Here is an 18,281-nt window from a genome sequence, read left to right on the forward strand (position 1 = left end):
ACAATAAATTACATTCTTTATGGTTTGTAACATTCTGTTTTATATATATTTTATAAAATTATTTCGACCTCTTTGCCTCCTTGTAAGTCTCGTCGTTACAGGCTCCCGAAAGGATTGTTCAATATTTGCACATGAAACCTTGTGAAATTTTAATGTTTCTCTACCTATGCCAAACCTAAATGCGGCCGATACCCAAAGTTCAGGCAGTGCGAATACTAAGGATATGGATATGAAATTGGACTCAGCAGGTTTGCAGAATGCAATCACCAACCAGCTGTCCAGCTTGAGAACGCAGTCCCAGCCGGCAGATGACAGCAGCAAGACGCAGATGCTGTCTGGCAAAACGCGCACAGATACGGTGTCGCTATCAAATACAGGCCCTACCTTTGGAGAAAGTGAGTACATTGCTTTTGAAGGAGATGTTCATGTACTCATTGTCGAGCGCTCAGAGAAAGCCGGCCGCATGGAGTCAGTGCTCGATCGGTTGTCTGACACTCAGCAAAATACGCTGATTGACACTGACCTGATTCAGGATGAAGGCTTCTTAGCGTTAGCAGAAGAACTTAATGATGACGAACTGAGTAAGCTGGCCAACGGAATTGAAGGCCTGCGTACGCCGCCACAACAGAGTGGATTCACTGCCGAGTTATCTGCAGGCAAGAATACTGAAAATCTTATCGCAACACTCACCGGCCTCAATGGAGAGACGCGCAGTCGTGTGTTGGATGAGGTGGATCGTCATGCAGCTAAAATCCCGCCACGAAATACATCTGAAACCTATCAACCTACGGGCCAGCTCTCCCCGCCCAGAGGCGCAGCACCTGCGGATGATCTGCACAACTTTGTGCAAACGGTTACCCATGTGGGGGATGTCGCCAAAACCTTAGACACCCTTGCGCAGTTTAGTGATAGCCAGCAATCAGATGTGTTACACGTTTTCGGAAAGGATGCTGAACTCGGCAGTCGTTTAGCAGAACAACTATCTGATCGCAGCAAAACCACTAAAGATACCACCCTGAACTATCTGGGCGGCCTCGCCGCAAAAGCGGATCCGTATCTGAGTGCGATGACTCAGGCAGTCGTACCTCCTGGAGAAGATCATTACGCCGTTCCTCAGCACGACAATCTCTCCTCTGATACGTTAATGGGCATGATTGAAAGCTCCGTGGGTATGCTGGAGAACTACGATTTTAGTGATGAGCAAGTGACTCAGATGAGTACGCAGCTCAAGGCAATGGATGCCAGTGATCAGCGCGCTTATATTGCCATCACGGAAACCGGACTGGACCAGTTAATCGGTGCTGATAGCCAGCGCCCAGCTGATATGGAAACCAACGAAGAAGTTATGGCGACGGTTGATGCACTGCGCAGTGATGTGACGGTGCGTGAGACCGTATTTATGGCCCGTATGGGGGAGCAGCGTGACACTGGCAGTGATGAAGATCGCAATTACTATCAAGTTAAACAACCGGGAACCGGTGAACGTGATCAGGAAACACTGATCAAAGTATTGGCGACCGATGCCTGGGTAAATCGAAACAATGAGGATGTAGACCTCTCCACCCGTGCGATGCATCTGGCCGAAAACCTGACAGAGCTGGGCGCAGATGCGCGTGACCAGCAGGTACATGACCTGAATCGGCTGATTCAGCAACAAGTCCCTTTGATTGAGTTATCAGATGACTATCTGCAAAAAGATACGCAGGATTTTCAGGCGCGTACCAATGCACTAGCGACAACGCAAGATATGGAAGCATTACGTGACGCCGAACAGGCTGTCATCCCAGAGCAACGAGAAGCATTTTGGCAAGCCGCCAGCATGGCGGGAGACGAAGTAGATCAGTTAGTTGAACTACTCAACAAGACGCCAGCGGATATGGGTGAAAAGATGTTGAGTTTCCTGTCTGAGGAAGCCGAGCAGATTCAAAATGGCGAGAAAACCGATGAGCAAGGCCGCGAAAGTGTGCACGAACTGATTAACTTCTTTGAGTCCAATCTGGAGACTGATGATCGTCAACGCTATCTGGAAGGTTTATAACGGAGTGGTTGTCATACCACTCCACGTTGATGTTTAACTAACCGTATCGACCAGACACGTCATGATACAAGCTTAATTAGCCCGGACAGTTTTTTGCGGTGATCCGGAAAAACAACTTCGTCGACAAAGTGACGATCTACGCCCATGTGATCGATCAGCACGCCGGCAAGCAGCGAGCGCATATCAAGGGTCGGCTTCAGATCTCTGCCTTTGTACAATTGGTCAGGTGACAGTCCAGGCCAGTCTGCGATCACCTGCCCTCCTTTAACGCCGCCCCCTAGCAGCATGGCTGCCCCACCGACTCCGTGATCACTGCCTCCCGTACCATTGACCGCCACCGTGCGGCCAAACTCGGTGACAACAACGACACAGGTGTCTTTCCAGGTACTGCCCATCTGTTCTTTAAAGCTACCGAGAGTGTTATCAAGCGCTTTAAACTTACGCGCCAGTTTGCCGGACGCTGCACCTTGATTGGAATGGGTATCCCATCCGCTACTTTCAACGACTGCAACACGCGGGCCGTCCGGCTTGATGAGGAATTTTGCTGCGGCTTTGGTCGCCGTCGCCAGATTATTCGCACGCATATGTTTGGTGGAATTCCCCATCATTGCGTCGGTATTTATCGCGGTTTGCAGTTTGGGTCCGAGCACAACATCTTCGTCGTACAAGGCCATCAAGCGTTCAAACGTATCGGAGTCGGGATCAGGAAGCTTGTCTGGAGCCCAGGAGCCTACAGGCTGTTCTCCACGTAGTATTCGGGGAACCGACGTTCCAAGAGCATAGGCGATTTGGTCAAACGATCTCGTGTCATCAACACCGTGCAATGCACGGTAGAGCCAGCCCGATGAATTTCCACGTGGGTTTGTTAATCCGGTTTCCAATACATCTTGTGCATCGAAATGGGAGCGTTTCATATACGGTGGGGCAATCGCCTGAATCGCCAGAGCTTCACCCTTCCCGTACATATCAGCCACGCATTCAAATGCCGGATGCAGGCCAAAAAATCCATTTAGATCAATAGCGCCTCCCGCATCGCCTGGTGTCGCCAAGGCTAGCGTGCTCCGGACGGATCTGTATGCAGGGTCACCTATCGGAGGAATGGCTGCGAGGCCATCCATGCCGCCCCTAAGTATCAGTACCACTAAACGTGGATCCCGCGGTGCTACTGCACTTAACGTCAACGGCGACATGAATCCCAGTGTCAGTGCCGCCGATGCCTTTATGAAATCACGACGATTCATCTTTTATCTCCACTGGAAATCAGGTGACGCGAACAGCAAAGCAATTGCCTGAGAGGGGCTTTCCGCCCGAGACATTGCCACACGCAAAGTATCTGAGTCTGGGGGCAGCAATTTTTCGATGGTTTGATTTGCGAACACAGGATCAATCCCGCTATTGAGACCAATTGCCAATGCCCATTCGATACGTTTTTTAAGGGCATCGGGAGCAGTCCAGTGAGTGGCCGTATCAGGCCAACCTTTCGGGGAGCTCGCTGAAAACGGTACCTGTCCCATACTTTCTAACCCACTACTGAGACTGCGGCTCAGCCGTTTATCTGCAATAGAGACCGGTAGCACGCGCAGAATCGATAGCACATATTCATAGGGCGTTTTGAATTTACGATGGGAGGGCTGCCAGATCAGGTCCATCTCGATCAATGCTCGGTGCAGTGTGGGTAAATGCCCATCTGTGTCGAGATAGGTTTGAGTCAGAAGATTGATAGCCTCTTCAGGCGGCTCATCTGCGATAAAGTGGCGCGCTAGTTTCGTCGCGACAAAACGAGCGGTAGATGGGTGAAGAGATAAGTCCTGCAATGCGCTCTGGCCTTGTTGAACATCCTCTTGTAGGTAGTCCTTTCCCATCAAGCGATGAGCGCCGGGCTCATGCATGCGTTGCGAAAAGAAAAATGCACCGGGCTCAGCACCAAATTTTGCCAGTCGTTTGCCACCTACGGTCCAACCCGTAATGATATTCGCCAGCGCTATTACATCCCGCTGGTGGTAGCCACCATCAACACCTAACGTATGAAGTTCAAGAATTTCGCGCGCAAGGTTTTCGTTGGGGCCGACCTTCCGTTTCTTTCCCGCACTCGAATTAGGACCGATCGAACGAATGTTATCAAGATAGGTGAGCATAACCGGATGTTTAACGACTGCGTTCAGCATGCCACCGAAGTGACCATTAAGTCTGGATCGGATCGCTTCGTTTTCATAACCTACACAGGCCGTTGATATTGCATTTTTGCCTTTGCACGATACCGTAAAATGATTGCTGTAAAACTGCACCAGACGTTCTCGAAAAGGCGTGTTCGTTGTCTGGGCATAGCTAAAACGCTGGAGGAGCTGTTGTTCTGTGATTTTGCGTGCCTGACGGCGAAGCTGCTTGATCTGCTGATCGCTACTTTTACTGATACCGCCGCTGCCTGAGCCTGCGCGTTTAAGCTTTCTGATTTCATCAAAAATCGCCTTGCGCTCAACCAGACTCCGACGGCTGCTGGGCACCTGAGGTCCGTGATCTTGAACCGTGGGCTCAATCTGGCTCAGTAGCCAATCGTTAGGCGAATCACCCAAGGCTTGCAGATCTTTGAAGGATGGGCCAAGACCGAAACGGGTCATCGCGACATATTGCTGCTGGGTTATCACTTCGCCCTCTCATTCATCCGAAACACTCCAGAGTTTGCACACATATCTACTGATCATCCTACATGGCTTACCAATAAACATCGCGAATATCAGATGAAAGAAATGTAAAGATTAACCTATATCAGAATCTACGAATTAATCTGACTGATTGCTTAACGTTTTTTAGGTATTCTGGCGGCTTAAGTGTGGCGAGGGCCCGAGGATCTATTGCGCATAATGGTGCAACGACACCTTGATTCGGTCCCGCCTTCCAGACATGTCTATTGATTGAAACTGAACTATGAACTTTGAGATTCTCCAGGAACGCTTCTTTTCGCTGCGGTCCAACCGTATGTTTGAGCTGTTTGTTGTTGCTGTCATTCTATTTTCAGCGTTGGTGATCGGGGCTAAAACCTACGATATTCCAGAAAACGTCCTGATGGTGATCGGGTGGCTGGATACTGCAATTACATTTTTCTTTCTGATTGAAATAACCATCCGCTTTGTGGGAGAGCCCAACAAACGAAGCTTCTTCAAAGACCCCTGGAACCTCTTTGATACTTTGATTGTGGTGGTAAGCCTGATCCCTATTCAGGACAGTGAGATGGCGCTGGTGGGCCGGTTAATTCGTATTTTCCGGGTACTGAGGATGGTCTCTATCGTGCCGGAGCTGCGTTTACTACTAAACTCCCTGATCAAAGCCCTGCCGCAGCTGGGTTATGTGATTCTATTGATGTTTATCATCTTCTACATCTATGCGGCTGTGGGTGCATCGTTCTTTGTCGATATCAATCCTGTGTTGTGGGGTGATATATCCATTGCGATGCTGACACTGTTTCGGGTGATGACATTCGAAGACTGGACCGACGTCATGTACGAGACGATGGAGGTGTATCCCTTCAGCTGGCTGTTCTATCTGACGTTCATATTCCTGACCACCTTTGCATTTTTGAACATGGTAATCGGGATTGTGGTGAACGTGATGGAAAACGAACATGCTGAAGAGGAGCGAGAAAAAGCGATCGCTGAAGGTCAAATAACTATTGAAGATCTTTCTAATCAGATCAATGAGTTAAAAGCCATTGTTGAAGCTCAGGCTAAAGAAAAGGATAGGCTGTAAAGCGTAGTAAGGTGAGCTAGACATATCCGTAACATCGTAAAAAAGCCCCGGCAGCCAATGGTCCTGACGGGGCTTTTTAGTATACAGCGAACGCTATTTTTCGAATGCCTGAACCATTGATTCAAGCTGATCCATAAGCTGATGTAACTCGTGGCTGGCTTCGCTGGTCTGGCGGGAAGCTTCGCGATTCTCCCCTGCCAGATCACGAATGGAACCGATATTTTGATGAATATCAGACACCACTGCGGTTTGTTCCTCTGATGCTGTTGCGATCTGCGCACAGCGGTCGGATACCTCAGCCATCATGCTTTGTACATTAACAAACGCATCGTCTGTCTTTTGCGTAGCCTGCAAAACGTTGACGGTTTCTTCTTCACTTTCCTGCATGATATGAACGTTCTTGTTCACGGCGCTCTGAACGTGTTCTATAACGGCTTTAATTTCTTGAGTAGAGTTTTGAGTGCGCACAGCAAGTGTTCGTACTTCATCAGATACCACAGCAAAGCCGCGGCCATGCTCTCCCGCCCTCGCCGCTTCGATCGCAGCATTTAAAGCAAGCAAGTTAGTTTGATCAGCGATATCGTTAATTACAGACAGTACGTTTCCGATTTCATCGGCCTGGGATTGCAATTCCTTGGAGGTAATTGCTGCCAGTTTGACCTGTTTTGCCAGCGCTTCAGTGTTCCGAATCACTTCTTGCAGCGCACTACGCCCATCTTCTGTAACAGAGCAGGCATTTTGGCTAACCTGAGAGGTTTGTTGTGTATTTACCGCAATTTCTTCTGTTGCGCTCGCCATCTGACCAACGGCACTGGCTACTTGGTCAGTTTCATTGTCTTGTCGGCTAAGTCCGCTATCGGTGTTCTTAATCGCGTTATCTGTCAGGCCTACAGCACTTCGAATTGTTTGATTGATATCAGCTAAACGCCCCAACACGGTACGGTTCCGTGCATCCTGCATGGTCATTGCCAGTTGAATATCGCCCAACTCATCGCTGGAATCACAGTAGATCAGCTTGATCAGTGAATTTGAAGATATGTTCTTCGCGGTGCTCTTTAGGACCGTAATTTTGCGTGTGCGCCAGCTCCATACCAAAGCTACAGATATGCCGGTTAACGCAGTCACCACTGCAGATGCCAGTGGGGCTGACAGCAGGTAACTCGCCATACTCCCGACGGCCACCAGCCCTGACGAGATAAGCAATGCCGATGAGTTGATCTTGCTTTGGCTGAGTAAGCGATTGAGTTTGCCCTGAGTGATCAATCCATAGATCGACTCGGCCTTTTTCTTTTGCGCATCAGATGGACGTGTACGCACGGACTGATAACCAACCTTAACGCCTTTTTCGTACAGCGGCGTAACGTAGGCATCAACCCAATAATGATCTCCATTGGCGCAACGGTTTTTGACAATCCCGCGCCATGCGTGATCTTGTTTCAGCGAATCCCATAGATTACCGAACGCCTCTTTCGGCATGTCAGCATGCCGGACTATATTGTGAGGTTTGTTCTTCAGCTCTTCTAGAGAAAACCCGGACACACTGCAAAAGGCATCATTTGCATACAGGATTTTGCCTTTTAGGTCGGTTGTCGAGATGAGTTGAACATTCTCTGGAACCAGAACTTCATTCTGGGAGGATGTCTGTACTTTCATACAAGCTCCTTTTGCTAAAACCCTTAGTAATTAAGGGGTTAATATGGAGATCTATAACGTTTCCCAACGTGCGCAGGAACTGCCGCCAGACTAAACCAATTCAATAATAGTTACCATTCTACTTGCGCATATCGAGTTGGTTGAAAATGCCGGATTAACGCCTCGCCTTCCGATACAGAATACATATTTGATATTATATGTATCATTCCGTAAGAATCAGAGGCTCCAGACGACGCCAGTACGATTAGATTCCTAAACGCAGAGATATCGTACGCAACGCCCTTGAACAGGCAGTGTAGACAAGTATCGGAACAATTATTAAAAAATAATTTCAGTGTTTTCCGGTTGCCATGGCGCATACTTCTTCATCACTGTCTGAAAACGCTCTGATTCCAGAAATTGATCCAGCCACTGCTGAAGCGCCGGATACGGTGTTGTATCAAACCAATGCTTGTCAACATGAGCACATTGACGGACAAATGGTAGCAGTGCGGCATCAGCCAACGAGAAATGTTCAGCCAGTAGATAACCTCCATGGGCCTCTAGCTGAACGTCTAGCTTACGAAACCACATTTCACACTGATCCCGATAATAAACCTGACTCTGCTCGGGATAGCGGTCTGCGTACTTATAACGATCTAACCAAGGTTTAAAGTCCTGGTCATTTATTGCAACGAGCGTATCGATTGCTTGAGTGAGATCTCCTTCCCTTCCCAACCAGAGAAAAGGGTCAGCGTTGCTTAATGCCCACTTCATGATGTCATAGCTTTCGTCAATCACTTGACCATCAGGTAGCTGCAATACCGGTACGGTTGCTTTGGGGGAGATTATCAGCATTTCCGATGGTTTATCTCTAAGCACGACTTCACGCAATTCTACCCGAACGTCCGCTGCAAGGAGCCCGAGTCTAGCCCGCATCGCATAGGGGCAACGCCGAAAGGAATACAAGATGGGTAAAGAGCGTGCGGACATAGATAGCCTGTTCATATTCATTCGTAAAAGAAGCCGCATTATCGTCTTCTTCAGTAAATTAACAAGGATGAACCTTATCCGGGAATAAACACTTCAAGACGTGAAGCGTTAACACGGGTTGGAAAGCTATCAATATCTTCTGTCGCTGGGGGGGCAAGTACTTCACCTGTACGCAAGCAAAACCGCGCGCCGTGGCGCGGGCAGATTACGTCTGTACCTTCTACAGATCCTTCATTAAGTTCACCACCATCATGCGGGCATACATTCTCAACCGCAAAAATCTCACCATTTACGTTGATCAGCAATAAGCTGATATTGCCTACGGGGATGACCATCCGATTGCCTGGAGGCAAGTCATTCACTGCACATAAGTCATGCCAGCTATCCATGATAAATACCTCTATGAGTCATATGAATGTTCTGCGGTGCAAAACTACGTTTAACTATAGCTTCTACCCATCTACTCCCTAAAAGCGTGGTTCAGATCACGCATTGTCCACTCTCTTCGGGGTGATTTGCGGCAAGTGCAAAAATACGTTCTATACTTTTCTGAGTTTATGGATGACCCATTCCCCCGATGTAGCAGCAATGGAATTTCGTATGAGAGTATGGATCCTTTCGTGTCACACGATGCTCAGGTATATCATCAGGACGCTCATGTTTATTGCCTGTCTTCAGATACCCGCTGTTTTCGCTACAGATACTCCCGTGATTATCACGCATGCCACAGTTAAAGAAACATCATTGAGTCGCCAGTCACTGCTTGCGGTGTTTGGTATGCACACTCAACGCTGGCGAGATGGACAAAGGATCAAAGTATTTGTGTTAGCGAGTGATCAGCCTCTGCATCGTAAGTTTGCGACTGAGGTGCTAGGCACCTATCCCTATCAATTAGATCGAATCTGGCAGCGTCTGGTTTATTCCGGCACAGGACGTGCGCCTCATATTTGTACCTCTGAGGACGATATGCGTATGAAAGTGAGGAACACACCGGGTGCTATTGGTTATGTGGGCAGCGTCATGGAGGAGGATACACATGTCATTACCGTCGAATAGCCTAAAACTCAGGGATTGGATGTGCAGTGCTATCCTTGGCGTCACAGCCTCTAACCCAGCCATGGCATTAGAGTTGACTGATGATCTGGTGATACACGGGTTTGTTAGTCAGGCGTACATCGATACGACAGATAATAACTACTTTGGCCGCTCTGATGGTGGAACTTTTGATTTTCGAGAGCTCGGGCTGAATGGCTATTGGCAACCCCACAAAAATCTTAACTTCGCCGCTCAGGTCATTTCGCGTAACGCTGGGCGCGAAAGTGATTCAGAACCCCGATTCGACTTCGCTCTTGCAGACCTGCATTACCATATTGATTTCAGTACCCGGATTGGCTTACGCGCGGGTCGAATTAAGATTCCATTGGGGCTTTACAATCAGACCCGTGATGCCCCTTCAGCCCGAAACGGTATTTTTACACCGGCCAGTGTCTATTTTGAACAGTTCCGTAATGCGCTTGTAGCCACCGACGGCATCAGTCTGTACAGCGACATCAGTCGCCCGTGGGGGGATCTGAATATTGAGATCTATGCCGGTGAGAGTGATCCCGGTGAGCAGGAAATGGAATATTACGTCTTTAAACAGGCGCTCCCCGGAGAATTTGATGACGCCTCTATGCAAGGTGCTCAAGTCCGGTATGAATCTTTGGGTAGCGGTGTTCGACTCGCTTTAAGTTACAGCCGCCCTAGCTTGGACTATGTGCCACTCGCAGGGTTTGACCCTCTTCTGAATGGCCATGTGATTTCCGACATGCTGGTCTACTCCGGCCAATACAACACCGAATTCTGGACCTTTACCGCTGAATACTTATTGATGATAAATAACGTCAAAGGCTTCGGTCCTGGATTCGAAGACTTTCGTGCCAAAGGTGAAAGCTTCTACGCACAGGCAGATTATCGATATCAGCCTGATCTCACCTTCTCTATTCGTTACGGCGAACAGATCGTAAATGATGAAGACCGTGATGGTGACAAGAAGTTTAATCCTGCGCATGTTGGTTTTGGTAAAAGCTGGATGCTGGGTGTGCGTTGGGACTTTGCACCCAACTGGATTGCACGCGGCGAATACCATAATACCCGCGGTACAGCATGGTTATCAGGCACAGATAACCCTGTTGGTATTGATACAGTGCGCGACTGGGAAACCTACGCGTTGCAATTGGTTTATAGCTTCTGAGCTATGAAAGGGGACAATTGATGCTGCAAGCTCAGTTCAGTATCCGATGGAAAGCCGTTCTTTTCCTTAGCATGGTGCTAATAGCCATCAGTGTATCGATGGTCACGCTTTATACCCATACGTTGCTGCAGGAAGCGGATCGCACTACACAACGATCAGTCCTGCAACAAGACCAGGTGCTCGCTTCCCTTTTAAGAGAGCTACGGGATCAGCAAATCCAGTTAGCGCTGTTGTTACCCAATCTGGCCAATGTGTCAGAGTCGATACTGGGGCATAACAGCGAAAGACTTCAATCAGCACTACACCCCCACTGGCTCAATCTTGCGCTCAATCTAAATCTTAACTATCTCTACATGTTTGACGAACAAGGCTCTCAGCTTGGCGGATTACATCATCAAGACCAAATAGGCGCCCTGGAGCTTGAGCAGGTACGAGATATAGCACGAATGGCCGCGGAAGATGTCGCTCCGCGATATTTTATGAGTTGTACAACTCAGTGTACTTACTACGTTGTTGAACCGTTCATTACCAGTCGTGAGGTTCGTGGTGCGATTGTCATTGGGCGCAACATTTCAGAAATAGTGGTCTCTTTTCAACATCTGTTGGACGTAGATTTAGGCGTTCTTATTCCCGTGTCCGATATCACCACTTCTACTGACGCACGCATGATGCCTAATTGGGAGCTACACACATGGGCATTAAGTAACTTTGAGACTCAGGCCGATGTGTTAAAAGCCATTCAAGCAAACCTTCCTGCGGCAGAGGATAGCGTGTTTCAGTCTGATGAGAATATTCACTATCGAATGCATGTATTGCAAACCGATGGTGTTGAAACGATCAATGCTCAACCTCGTTTTATCTCTCTGCAAAACATTACTGAAAACCGACGCCTGTTAGAAAACACTATCAATAAGGGCATCACGGTCGGCGTGCTCGGATGGGTCTTGGCTGAATTACTTCTATTTATGCTAATACTGAAACCAACACGCCAACTAGCAAGAATTACCCGCGCCCTGCCGCTACTCGCAGGGAGTGAATTTGGACAAGCTCGCAAATATCTATCTCCACGCAATCGACGCTGGTTTACTGATGAATTAGACGTTCTCGAACGTACCGCGCTACAAGTATGTGAGGAGCTGGAGGCTCTGAACCAAACGGTTGCGGATAATACTCGCGAGCTACATACCCAGATGACTGAGCAAACTCGGGCACGCCAGTTTGTGTCACGGCTGCTTGATACGGCGCCATTGATTATCCTGACGCAGTCTCGTGATGGAGAGATCGAACTGATGAATCGCTGGGGACGTGAAGTCATCGGCAATCCGGGTGAAATGGATTCCCCCCTGCCTGATTTTCAGTCATTACACGTGCCCGATACCATGCCTGAAGCTTGGTTAGACAGGTTGCAGGATTTAGACACAATGGATCCTCCGCGCTATCAACACGAAGCACAGCTAAAAGACTGTGATGGTGGATTACGTTATGTCACATGGTTGCACTCACTGGTAGAAAGTGAAGCCGGTAAACCGTCAATCCTTTCCGTGGGCATGGATCTGACTAAGCGTGTAGAAGCCGAAAACAAACTCTCATGGCTGGCAACCCACGACACCCTCACAGGCTTGCAGAACCGACATAGCTTTCAAAAACACCTGAGTCGTTTATTGGAGCGCGGCAGCCGTGGCGCACTTTTGTTTATCGACGCCGATCGTTTCAAATACATCAACGATACGGCCGGTCATAACGTGGGGGATTCCGTATTGATCTACATCGCGCAGCTACTTGAGCAACATACGCGCGATTCGGACGTCGTTGCACGCTTAGGCGGCGATGAGTTTGTTATTCTGTTGCCCCGCGCGTCCGCCACAACGGCCCGTGCGGTGATGGCAAAACTGTCTACTTTACTGGATACCCATCTTCGGATGTCTGATCGATCTATCCAGCATTTCAGCTGTAGTTTGGGTGGAGCATTGTACCCTGATCACGGTACTCGAGATGAAGACCTGTTGGCAGCCGCTGATATGGCGATGTATACCGCAAAACAGCAGGGGCAGGGAAAATGGCATCTGTATGATGCGAGCCGGGCAATGATTGATCGGATGCAAGCCGATCTGACATGGCAAGAGAAAATCCGCCTGGCATTGAGTGATGATCTGTTCCGTCTGTATTTTCAGCCTATTCTGGACGTCACCGATAATTCGATCAGTCACTACGAGGTTTTGTTGAGGATGCAGAACGGCCCGAATGAAGTGATCCCTCCGGGTGACTTTATTCCGGTGGCTGAACGTACAGGGCTGATTGGTCAGATTGATACGTGGGTGCTTGCGGAATCTATGAAATTCCTCGCTGCGTATAACGAAGAACATGGTGATTCACCTATCAGCCTTGCAGTTAATATCTCAGCGCCTAGCATCCAATCGCCAACGTTTGATCGTACCTTCTTCCGCTTGTGCGACCGTCACGGTATCTCACCAGATCAGATCATTATTGAGATCACAGAAACAGCCTTTCTTTCTGACTTCCAGTCTGCACTTCTCACACTTGAGAAACTGGCGGTATCCGGCTGCCGTATTGCGTTAGATGATTTCGGCGTTGGCTTCTCATCCTTCAGTTATCTTAAACAGATGCCACTTTCATACGTCAAAATGGACGGCTCCTATGTGCGCGAATTGCATCGCAGCCCGCAGGAGCAGATTTTTGTGAAGTGTCTAACCGAGATGGTCAGTGGATTTAATATGACAACCATTGCGGAGTTTGTGGAAACAGAAGAAATTCTGGTGGTGTTAAAACGCCTGGGCGTGAAATATGCGCAAGGCTATTTAATTGGTAAGCCGTCTCCGGTGATCGAAACGGCTGACGCATTGGGCATAAAAAACCTGGCAATGCCCACCGAAGAGTCTTGCGAGGCCTGAGTTCATATCACAGTGGCAGGCTAAAAAGGTATAACACCCAGCCTGCCGATACTGACAGCGCCACGAAACTGGCTAGCAAACCTGCACTACCGGATGATACTGCCCCACCCTGATCTGGCTTTTTGCCATGCACCATTGCAGGCACTAAAGCATCTTTGTATTTGAAACGGTGAAAGATGATCGCGGCCACATGCAATACGACGAGCAGCTGTAATACATTCTGTACCTGGTGGTGCAACATACTACCCAGCTCAGCCAAATCGTCACTGACCGCACTGTAAAAAGGCCCGTCCCAAATCACATCGTCGGTGGTTACCAACCCGCTGGCAACCTGAACACTCAACAGAACTAGCAGGACAATCACCATCATGCCACCTGCCGGGTTATGTCCATAATGATGTTCCGCCTTTCCTTGGATCATCCGTTTTAGGTATCCCATTGTATGCAAAGGATGACGAACGAAAGAGATAAAGCGGGAATGTTCAGAGCCCACGACGCCCCATATCAGGCGGAAGACAAGCAAACCTGATAGCAGATATCCGGCATAAAAGTGCCACTCAATCAGATCATCACCCAAATCACCACTGATGATAAGGAATACAAACAGGCCGACCAGAGACCAGTGAAAAATACGAGTATGCAGATCCCATACCTGGATCATGCGACGGGTAGCAACTTCAATCATTCTGAGGCCCCTGAGCTAGGTAGATGCTTTCCTTAGGTACGATGTATCACCGCACAAAACCAACCGCTATATTAGCACTGGCTTAATATGCGAAAAATCTAATACTGAGTTAACTTTTGTAAAGATTACCAGATGAACCATTAGATCGGATTAAGCCGCAAACGAATGCTGGGGCTGTCGGGATCTGGGCGGATAACCAACTCCACGGCTGTAAGCCTGTGATGCGTGGATTGTAACACCTCATAATCACGTTCAGAGAGTGTAGTATCCAGCCTCTTGAGATAGAAGTACCCTTCGTGTGCGTAGATTTTGTCACCGATAATCGGATGTCCAAGCGACTTAAGATGCGCGCGGATCTGGTGTTTTCGTCCGGTAAACAACTCGCATTCAATGAGACTGGTGTTGCCTTCACGGGACAATACACGAAATGCGGTTTTACTCCATCGGAGCTTCTTGTGCAGTGTTGTGGGCTGATCTCCTGCGACATACACCTGACTGCGAATTTCACTGTCTACCCGCTCTGATAGCTCGCACTCGACCTCGTTTGTCAGCCATTCAGGATGGCCAGATACTACGGCATGATACAACTTCCGCTCGATCAGCTGATCAAGCTGCTTTTTCCATTTTCGATCAGACGCTTTGTCTTTAGCGATAAGGATCAGGCCGTCGGTTTCCGTATCAAGACGGTGCAGCAGATGTGCATCATAAAATGGTGTCTGACGGCGCACCAGTTGTATCAACGTGTTGTACAAGTTGCGTGTTGTCCGGCTCACCGGTAGCAATGCAGGCTTATATACCGCCAGGATCTCAGAGTTCTCCCAGACTTTATGCCACTGAGTATCCACCGCATCTTCCCAGTGATCGGGCATTATTACGGATACTATCTGCCCTGCCATGAGACATTGTTCTGGGCGAGCTGGTACACCGTCCAACAAAATGCGCTCAGTGTTGATCCAGTCTATCAGTTCGCGTTGCTCATGCTTTGCATAACGAAGCGCGACAAATTCCAGCAATGTACGGACATGGTCAGATAAACAGTCAGCAAATACAGGATGATGAAGTTCAAAGGGGTGCAGATCAGCGTGAGGCAAAACAGGACTCGATAGATTCAAACTACCGTGCATCATACCGGAAACGATAGCCGGTGGCTTATCGAGGAAGCCAGAAGGCTCTGCGCCAGCACTGATACTAACGCAGAGGTATCAAAAGCTTACTTAGCTTTATAGGCTTTGTGGCAACCTTTGCAGGATTTACCCAGCGGCCCCATCGCTTCTTTCAGGCTTCCAAGACCCTGACCAGCAGCGGCAGACATGTTTTCTGATGCTTCGACCCATGCCATATGCTTGTCGCCCACTTCGGAATCATCTGCCCACATTTCAGGTTTTGATTTGGTCAGTTCTTCCAAACCCTCAACGCTATTATCAGATCCTTTTGGCCACATGGTCATATTGTTCATGGCTGCAGCGCTGTACAGGTTTTTCGCTACCGCATCTGCCAGTTCAGCATTGTATTCACGCTTCCCTTTAGCCATTGCCCCCAAAATACCCATGTTGTATTTAACAACTTGCATGTGGGCTTTTCGCGCTTCAATCTCTTTTTCAAATGGCGCCTCAGCCATCGCAGGCATTGCTACCAGTGCAGCCAGAGAAATTGTAGTAACTGCTTTCACGAGACCTTTCATTGTTCGACTCCTGTCAAATCTGATTATGGAATAACTCACGTCTCGGTATGTTATCACTGTCCATATATTCAAAGAATCTAATACTAAGTTAACTTTTGTAAAGTTAGTGATGGTCCCGGGTTTGAGGGTGCGATAAACAACCCGCTACTCAACACCAACGTCCAGAGGGATTTAGCCAACCCCGCGTGATCGTTACAGAACTGATCCGTTAGTTCTACACCACAAAAAAACCCTTTTCTTTTACGCACTTATCTGCCAAAAATAGGGGTAGAGTGCTAAGGGACTGACGGGAAACCTGTAGTAAATACAGAGTCGACCGCGGAACCTCTCTGAATACAGTTCCGCAAGGGGCATTTGTATTCAGAGTTCATTAATAAGAACAATTACAAAAAAATATATAATGAAGACAGAGCGTAAAGAGCTGCCCAGCCCTTCCGCGCAAGACCTTCTGTCGCAGATCAAATTCGACGTCGAAGAGGGCAAAATCTGGCTGAACGAACAGCGGATGTTGCTTATTCACTCTGGCGTAATGGGATCGTTGCGTAAGGAACTCATCAACTCTTTGGGGCTTGAACGTGCCAAAGCGTTGCTGATGCGGTTTGGCTATGAATCCGGCCAGCGTGATGCTGAGCTGGCAAAAAAAATTCGACCAGATCTCACCTCAGGTGATGCTTTCTTGGTTGGACCTCAGATGCATATGATTGAAGGCATCGTCAAGGTCCGCCCCATCAAATTTGAATTTGATGTCGAGAAAGGCCACTTTTATGGTGAGTTTGACTGGTTTGGGTCCTATGAATCTGAAGTTCACGTCGCCGACTACGGTCCATCTGATGAGCCTGTATGTTGGACACTGCTTGGCTATGCCAGTGGCTACACCAGCTATTACATGCAACGCACAGTGCTCTATAAAGAGATTGGCTGCAGCGCGTGTGGCGAGGAACACTGCACGATTATCGGCCGTCCGATTGAAGAGTGGGATGACCCTGCCGAGATCGAACGTTACCTGAAGCCCGATCCGATCATTGAAGAGCTATTCGCGCTGCAATCAGAGATTGATTGCCTGAAAAGCAGCATCCAACAGCGAAATGATGACGATCTGCTCTACAAATCAGTGGGCCAGTCGAAGGCATTTAAGAATGTGTGTCAGCTGATTAAGAAGGCCTCCTGCAGTAAAGTTTCCATTCTTCTCCTGGGTGAAACGGGCGTTGGCAAAGAAGTTGTGGCCAAGGGCTTACATGCCAGCAGCGATCGGTCGGAAAACCCGTTTGTTGCGGTGAATTGCGCCACCCTGCCCCATGATCTGATTGAAGCTGAATTGTTTGGGGTTGAGAAAGGTGCCTATACCGGTGCAACTCAGGCTCGCGCGGGCAAGTTTGAACGTGCAGATGGTGGAACCATCTTCCTCGATGAAGTTATCGAACTGACGCCCCGTGCGCAGGCATCGTTGCTGCGCGTTTTGCAGGAAGGCGAGTTGGAGCGCGTGGGGGATTCCCGTACCCGAAAACTGGATGTACGTGTTGTTGCCGCAACCAATGAGGATCTCGAAGAAGCGGTACGCGACGGACGATTCCGTGCGGATCTGTTCTATCGTCTGAATGTGTTTCCTGTGGCGATTCCACCGCTGCGTGAGCGCACCGAAGATATCCCTGCACTGACCACGCATTTTCTCGATAAGTACCACGCACTCTATAACAAGCGTACGCTGGGCGTGTCCGATAAAGCGATGCAGGCACTGATGGCTTATGCATGGCCGGGTAATATCCGTGAGTTGGAAAATATGATTGAACGCGGTGTTATCCTCACCGATAACAATCAGTTGATCGGCTTGAGTGACTTCTTTCCGTCTCTGGCCGAACCAAGTCACCCGCTGAACGTGATCAATAAGCAGGGGGCGCTCTGTGAGGAATCACCCGCAGCGGATACCGCATTGTCGGAGATGAATATGGAGCAGTACGCTACGGCTTGGCTGAACAAGGGCTTTGATATGGAGGCTTTTGAATCCACATTGATTGATCAGGCGATGAGTCAGTGTGATGGCAACGTGTCTAAAGCCGCTCGTGCATTAGGGCTTTCTCGCCCTGCATTGGCGTATCGTCTTAAGAAGCAGACAGAACGCGAAGACGCTATCCACGTCAGCACTGCAGGCGAAGCAGAATAGTTGCGTATGTTGCGAAACCTAACATCAGACGTTTAACGAAATAGGTAGTGTTGGGAATCGCTTCGCTCGTCCCAACCTACATAAGGCTACGTGGATTAATGGCGATCGGCTGAAAATCCGTAGGTTGGGTAGAGCCTTGCGAAACCCAACATCAGACGTTTATCGAGATAGGTAGTGTTGGGAATCTGCTTCGCTCGTCCCAACCTACAAA

Annotated in this window: 14 protein-coding genes; 6 read left to right on the forward strand and 8 right to left on the reverse strand. The window is 48.8% G+C overall.

Annotated features, from left to right (window positions below; all coding sequences use genetic code 11):
- Nucleotides 1–229: 229 nt before the first annotated feature.
- Nucleotides 230–2,038, forward strand: a complete 1,809-nt coding sequence (locus tag IOQ59_RS03565) for a hypothetical protein (protein WP_193951877.1) — start codon at nt 230–232, stop codon at nt 2,036–2,038.
- A gap of 59 nt (nt 2,039–2,097) precedes the next feature.
- Here the strand turns inward: IOQ59_RS03565 and IOQ59_RS03570 are convergent, their stop codons facing one another.
- Nucleotides 2,098–3,279 (reverse strand): DUF1501 domain-containing protein, encoded by a 1,182-nt coding sequence (locus tag IOQ59_RS03570; RefSeq protein WP_193951878.1) that lies wholly within the window; start codon nt 3,277–3,279, stop codon nt 2,098–2,100.
- Nucleotides 3,280–3,282: 3 nt separating this feature from the next.
- Nucleotides 3,283–4,680: a DUF1800 domain-containing protein gene (locus tag IOQ59_RS03575; RefSeq protein WP_193951879.1), complete on the reverse strand. Its 1,398-nt coding sequence runs from the start codon at nt 4,678–4,680 to the stop codon at nt 3,283–3,285.
- Nucleotides 4,681–4,960: 280 nt separating this feature from the next.
- Between IOQ59_RS03575 and IOQ59_RS03580 the strand changes: the two genes are divergently transcribed.
- Nucleotides 4,961–5,779, forward strand: coding sequence for an ion transporter (locus IOQ59_RS03580; protein WP_193951880.1), 819 nt, complete (start codon nt 4,961–4,963; stop codon nt 5,777–5,779).
- Nucleotides 5,780–5,872: 93 nt separating this feature from the next.
- On the opposite strand, the gene IOQ59_RS03585 is transcribed toward IOQ59_RS03580, so the two are convergent.
- The 3 genes from IOQ59_RS03585 to IOQ59_RS03595 all read right to left on the reverse strand — a co-directional run bounded on the left by IOQ59_RS03585 (nt 5,873) and on the right by IOQ59_RS03595 (nt 8,793).
- On the reverse strand, nt 5,873–7,432 hold the full coding sequence (locus tag IOQ59_RS03585) for a methyl-accepting chemotaxis protein (RefSeq protein ID WP_193951881.1): 1,560 nt from the start codon (nt 7,430–7,432) through the stop codon (nt 5,873–5,875).
- A 318-nt stretch (nt 7,433–7,750) separates the two neighbouring features.
- A complete protein-coding gene (locus tag IOQ59_RS03590; RefSeq protein WP_307726988.1) occupies nt 7,751–8,443 on the reverse strand; it encodes a glutathione S-transferase in 693 nt (230 codons plus the stop codon).
- Between the two features lie 35 nt (nt 8,444–8,478).
- Nucleotides 8,479–8,793 (reverse strand): Rieske (2Fe-2S) protein, encoded by a 315-nt coding sequence (locus tag IOQ59_RS03595; protein ID WP_193951883.1) that lies wholly within the window; start codon nt 8,791–8,793, stop codon nt 8,479–8,481.
- 319 nt (nt 8,794–9,112) lie between these two features.
- Here IOQ59_RS03595 and IOQ59_RS03600 point away from each other — a divergent pair, with 319 nt between their 5' ends.
- From IOQ59_RS03600 to IOQ59_RS03610, 3 genes are read left to right on the forward strand one after another with little or no spacing between them, the layout of a single operon-like run.
- On the forward strand, nt 9,113–9,460 hold the full coding sequence (locus IOQ59_RS03600; RefSeq protein ID WP_193951884.1) for a type 2 periplasmic-binding domain-containing protein: 348 nt from the start codon (nt 9,113–9,115) through the stop codon (nt 9,458–9,460).
- Nucleotides 9,441–10,637, forward strand: coding sequence for a porin family protein (locus tag IOQ59_RS03605; protein WP_193951885.1), 1,197 nt, complete (start codon nt 9,441–9,443; stop codon nt 10,635–10,637). Before IOQ59_RS03600 ends, IOQ59_RS03605 begins: the two co-directional genes overlap by 20 nt.
- 20 nt (nt 10,638–10,657) lie before the next feature.
- Nucleotides 10,658–13,546, forward strand: coding sequence for a putative bifunctional diguanylate cyclase/phosphodiesterase (locus IOQ59_RS03610; protein WP_193951886.1), 2,889 nt, complete (start codon nt 10,658–10,660; stop codon nt 13,544–13,546).
- Between the two features lie 7 nt (nt 13,547–13,553).
- Here IOQ59_RS03610 and IOQ59_RS03615 read toward each other — a convergent pair whose 3' ends face one another.
- The 3 genes from IOQ59_RS03615 to IOQ59_RS03625 form a co-directional block, all read right to left on the reverse strand.
- Complete coding sequence (locus IOQ59_RS03615; RefSeq protein WP_193951887.1) at nt 13,554–14,231, reverse strand: cytochrome b/b6 domain-containing protein; 678 nt, start codon at nt 14,229–14,231, stop codon at nt 13,554–13,556.
- 140 nt (nt 14,232–14,371) lie between these two features.
- The gene (locus IOQ59_RS03620; protein WP_228050657.1) at nt 14,372–15,322 is read right to left on the reverse strand and encodes an RluA family pseudouridine synthase; all 951 of its coding nucleotides are present in this window, start codon (nt 15,320–15,322) and stop codon (nt 14,372–14,374) included.
- A gap of 119 nt (nt 15,323–15,441) precedes the next feature.
- Nucleotides 15,442–15,912: a c-type cytochrome gene (locus IOQ59_RS03625; RefSeq protein ID WP_193951888.1), complete on the reverse strand. Its 471-nt coding sequence runs from the start codon at nt 15,910–15,912 to the stop codon at nt 15,442–15,444.
- A 400-nt stretch (nt 15,913–16,312) separates the two neighbouring features.
- Here IOQ59_RS03625 and IOQ59_RS03630 point away from each other — a divergent pair, with 400 nt between their 5' ends.
- Nucleotides 16,313–18,070, forward strand: coding sequence for a sigma-54-dependent Fis family transcriptional regulator (locus IOQ59_RS03630; protein ID WP_193951889.1), 1,758 nt, complete (start codon nt 16,313–16,315; stop codon nt 18,068–18,070).
- Nucleotides 18,071–18,281: the final 211 nt, after the last annotated feature.

It is taken from the genome of Pontibacterium sinense (assembly GCF_015209595.1).
In the GTDB taxonomy this organism is placed as follows: Bacteria; Pseudomonadota; Gammaproteobacteria; order Pseudomonadales; family Balneatricaceae; genus Pontibacterium; species Pontibacterium sinense.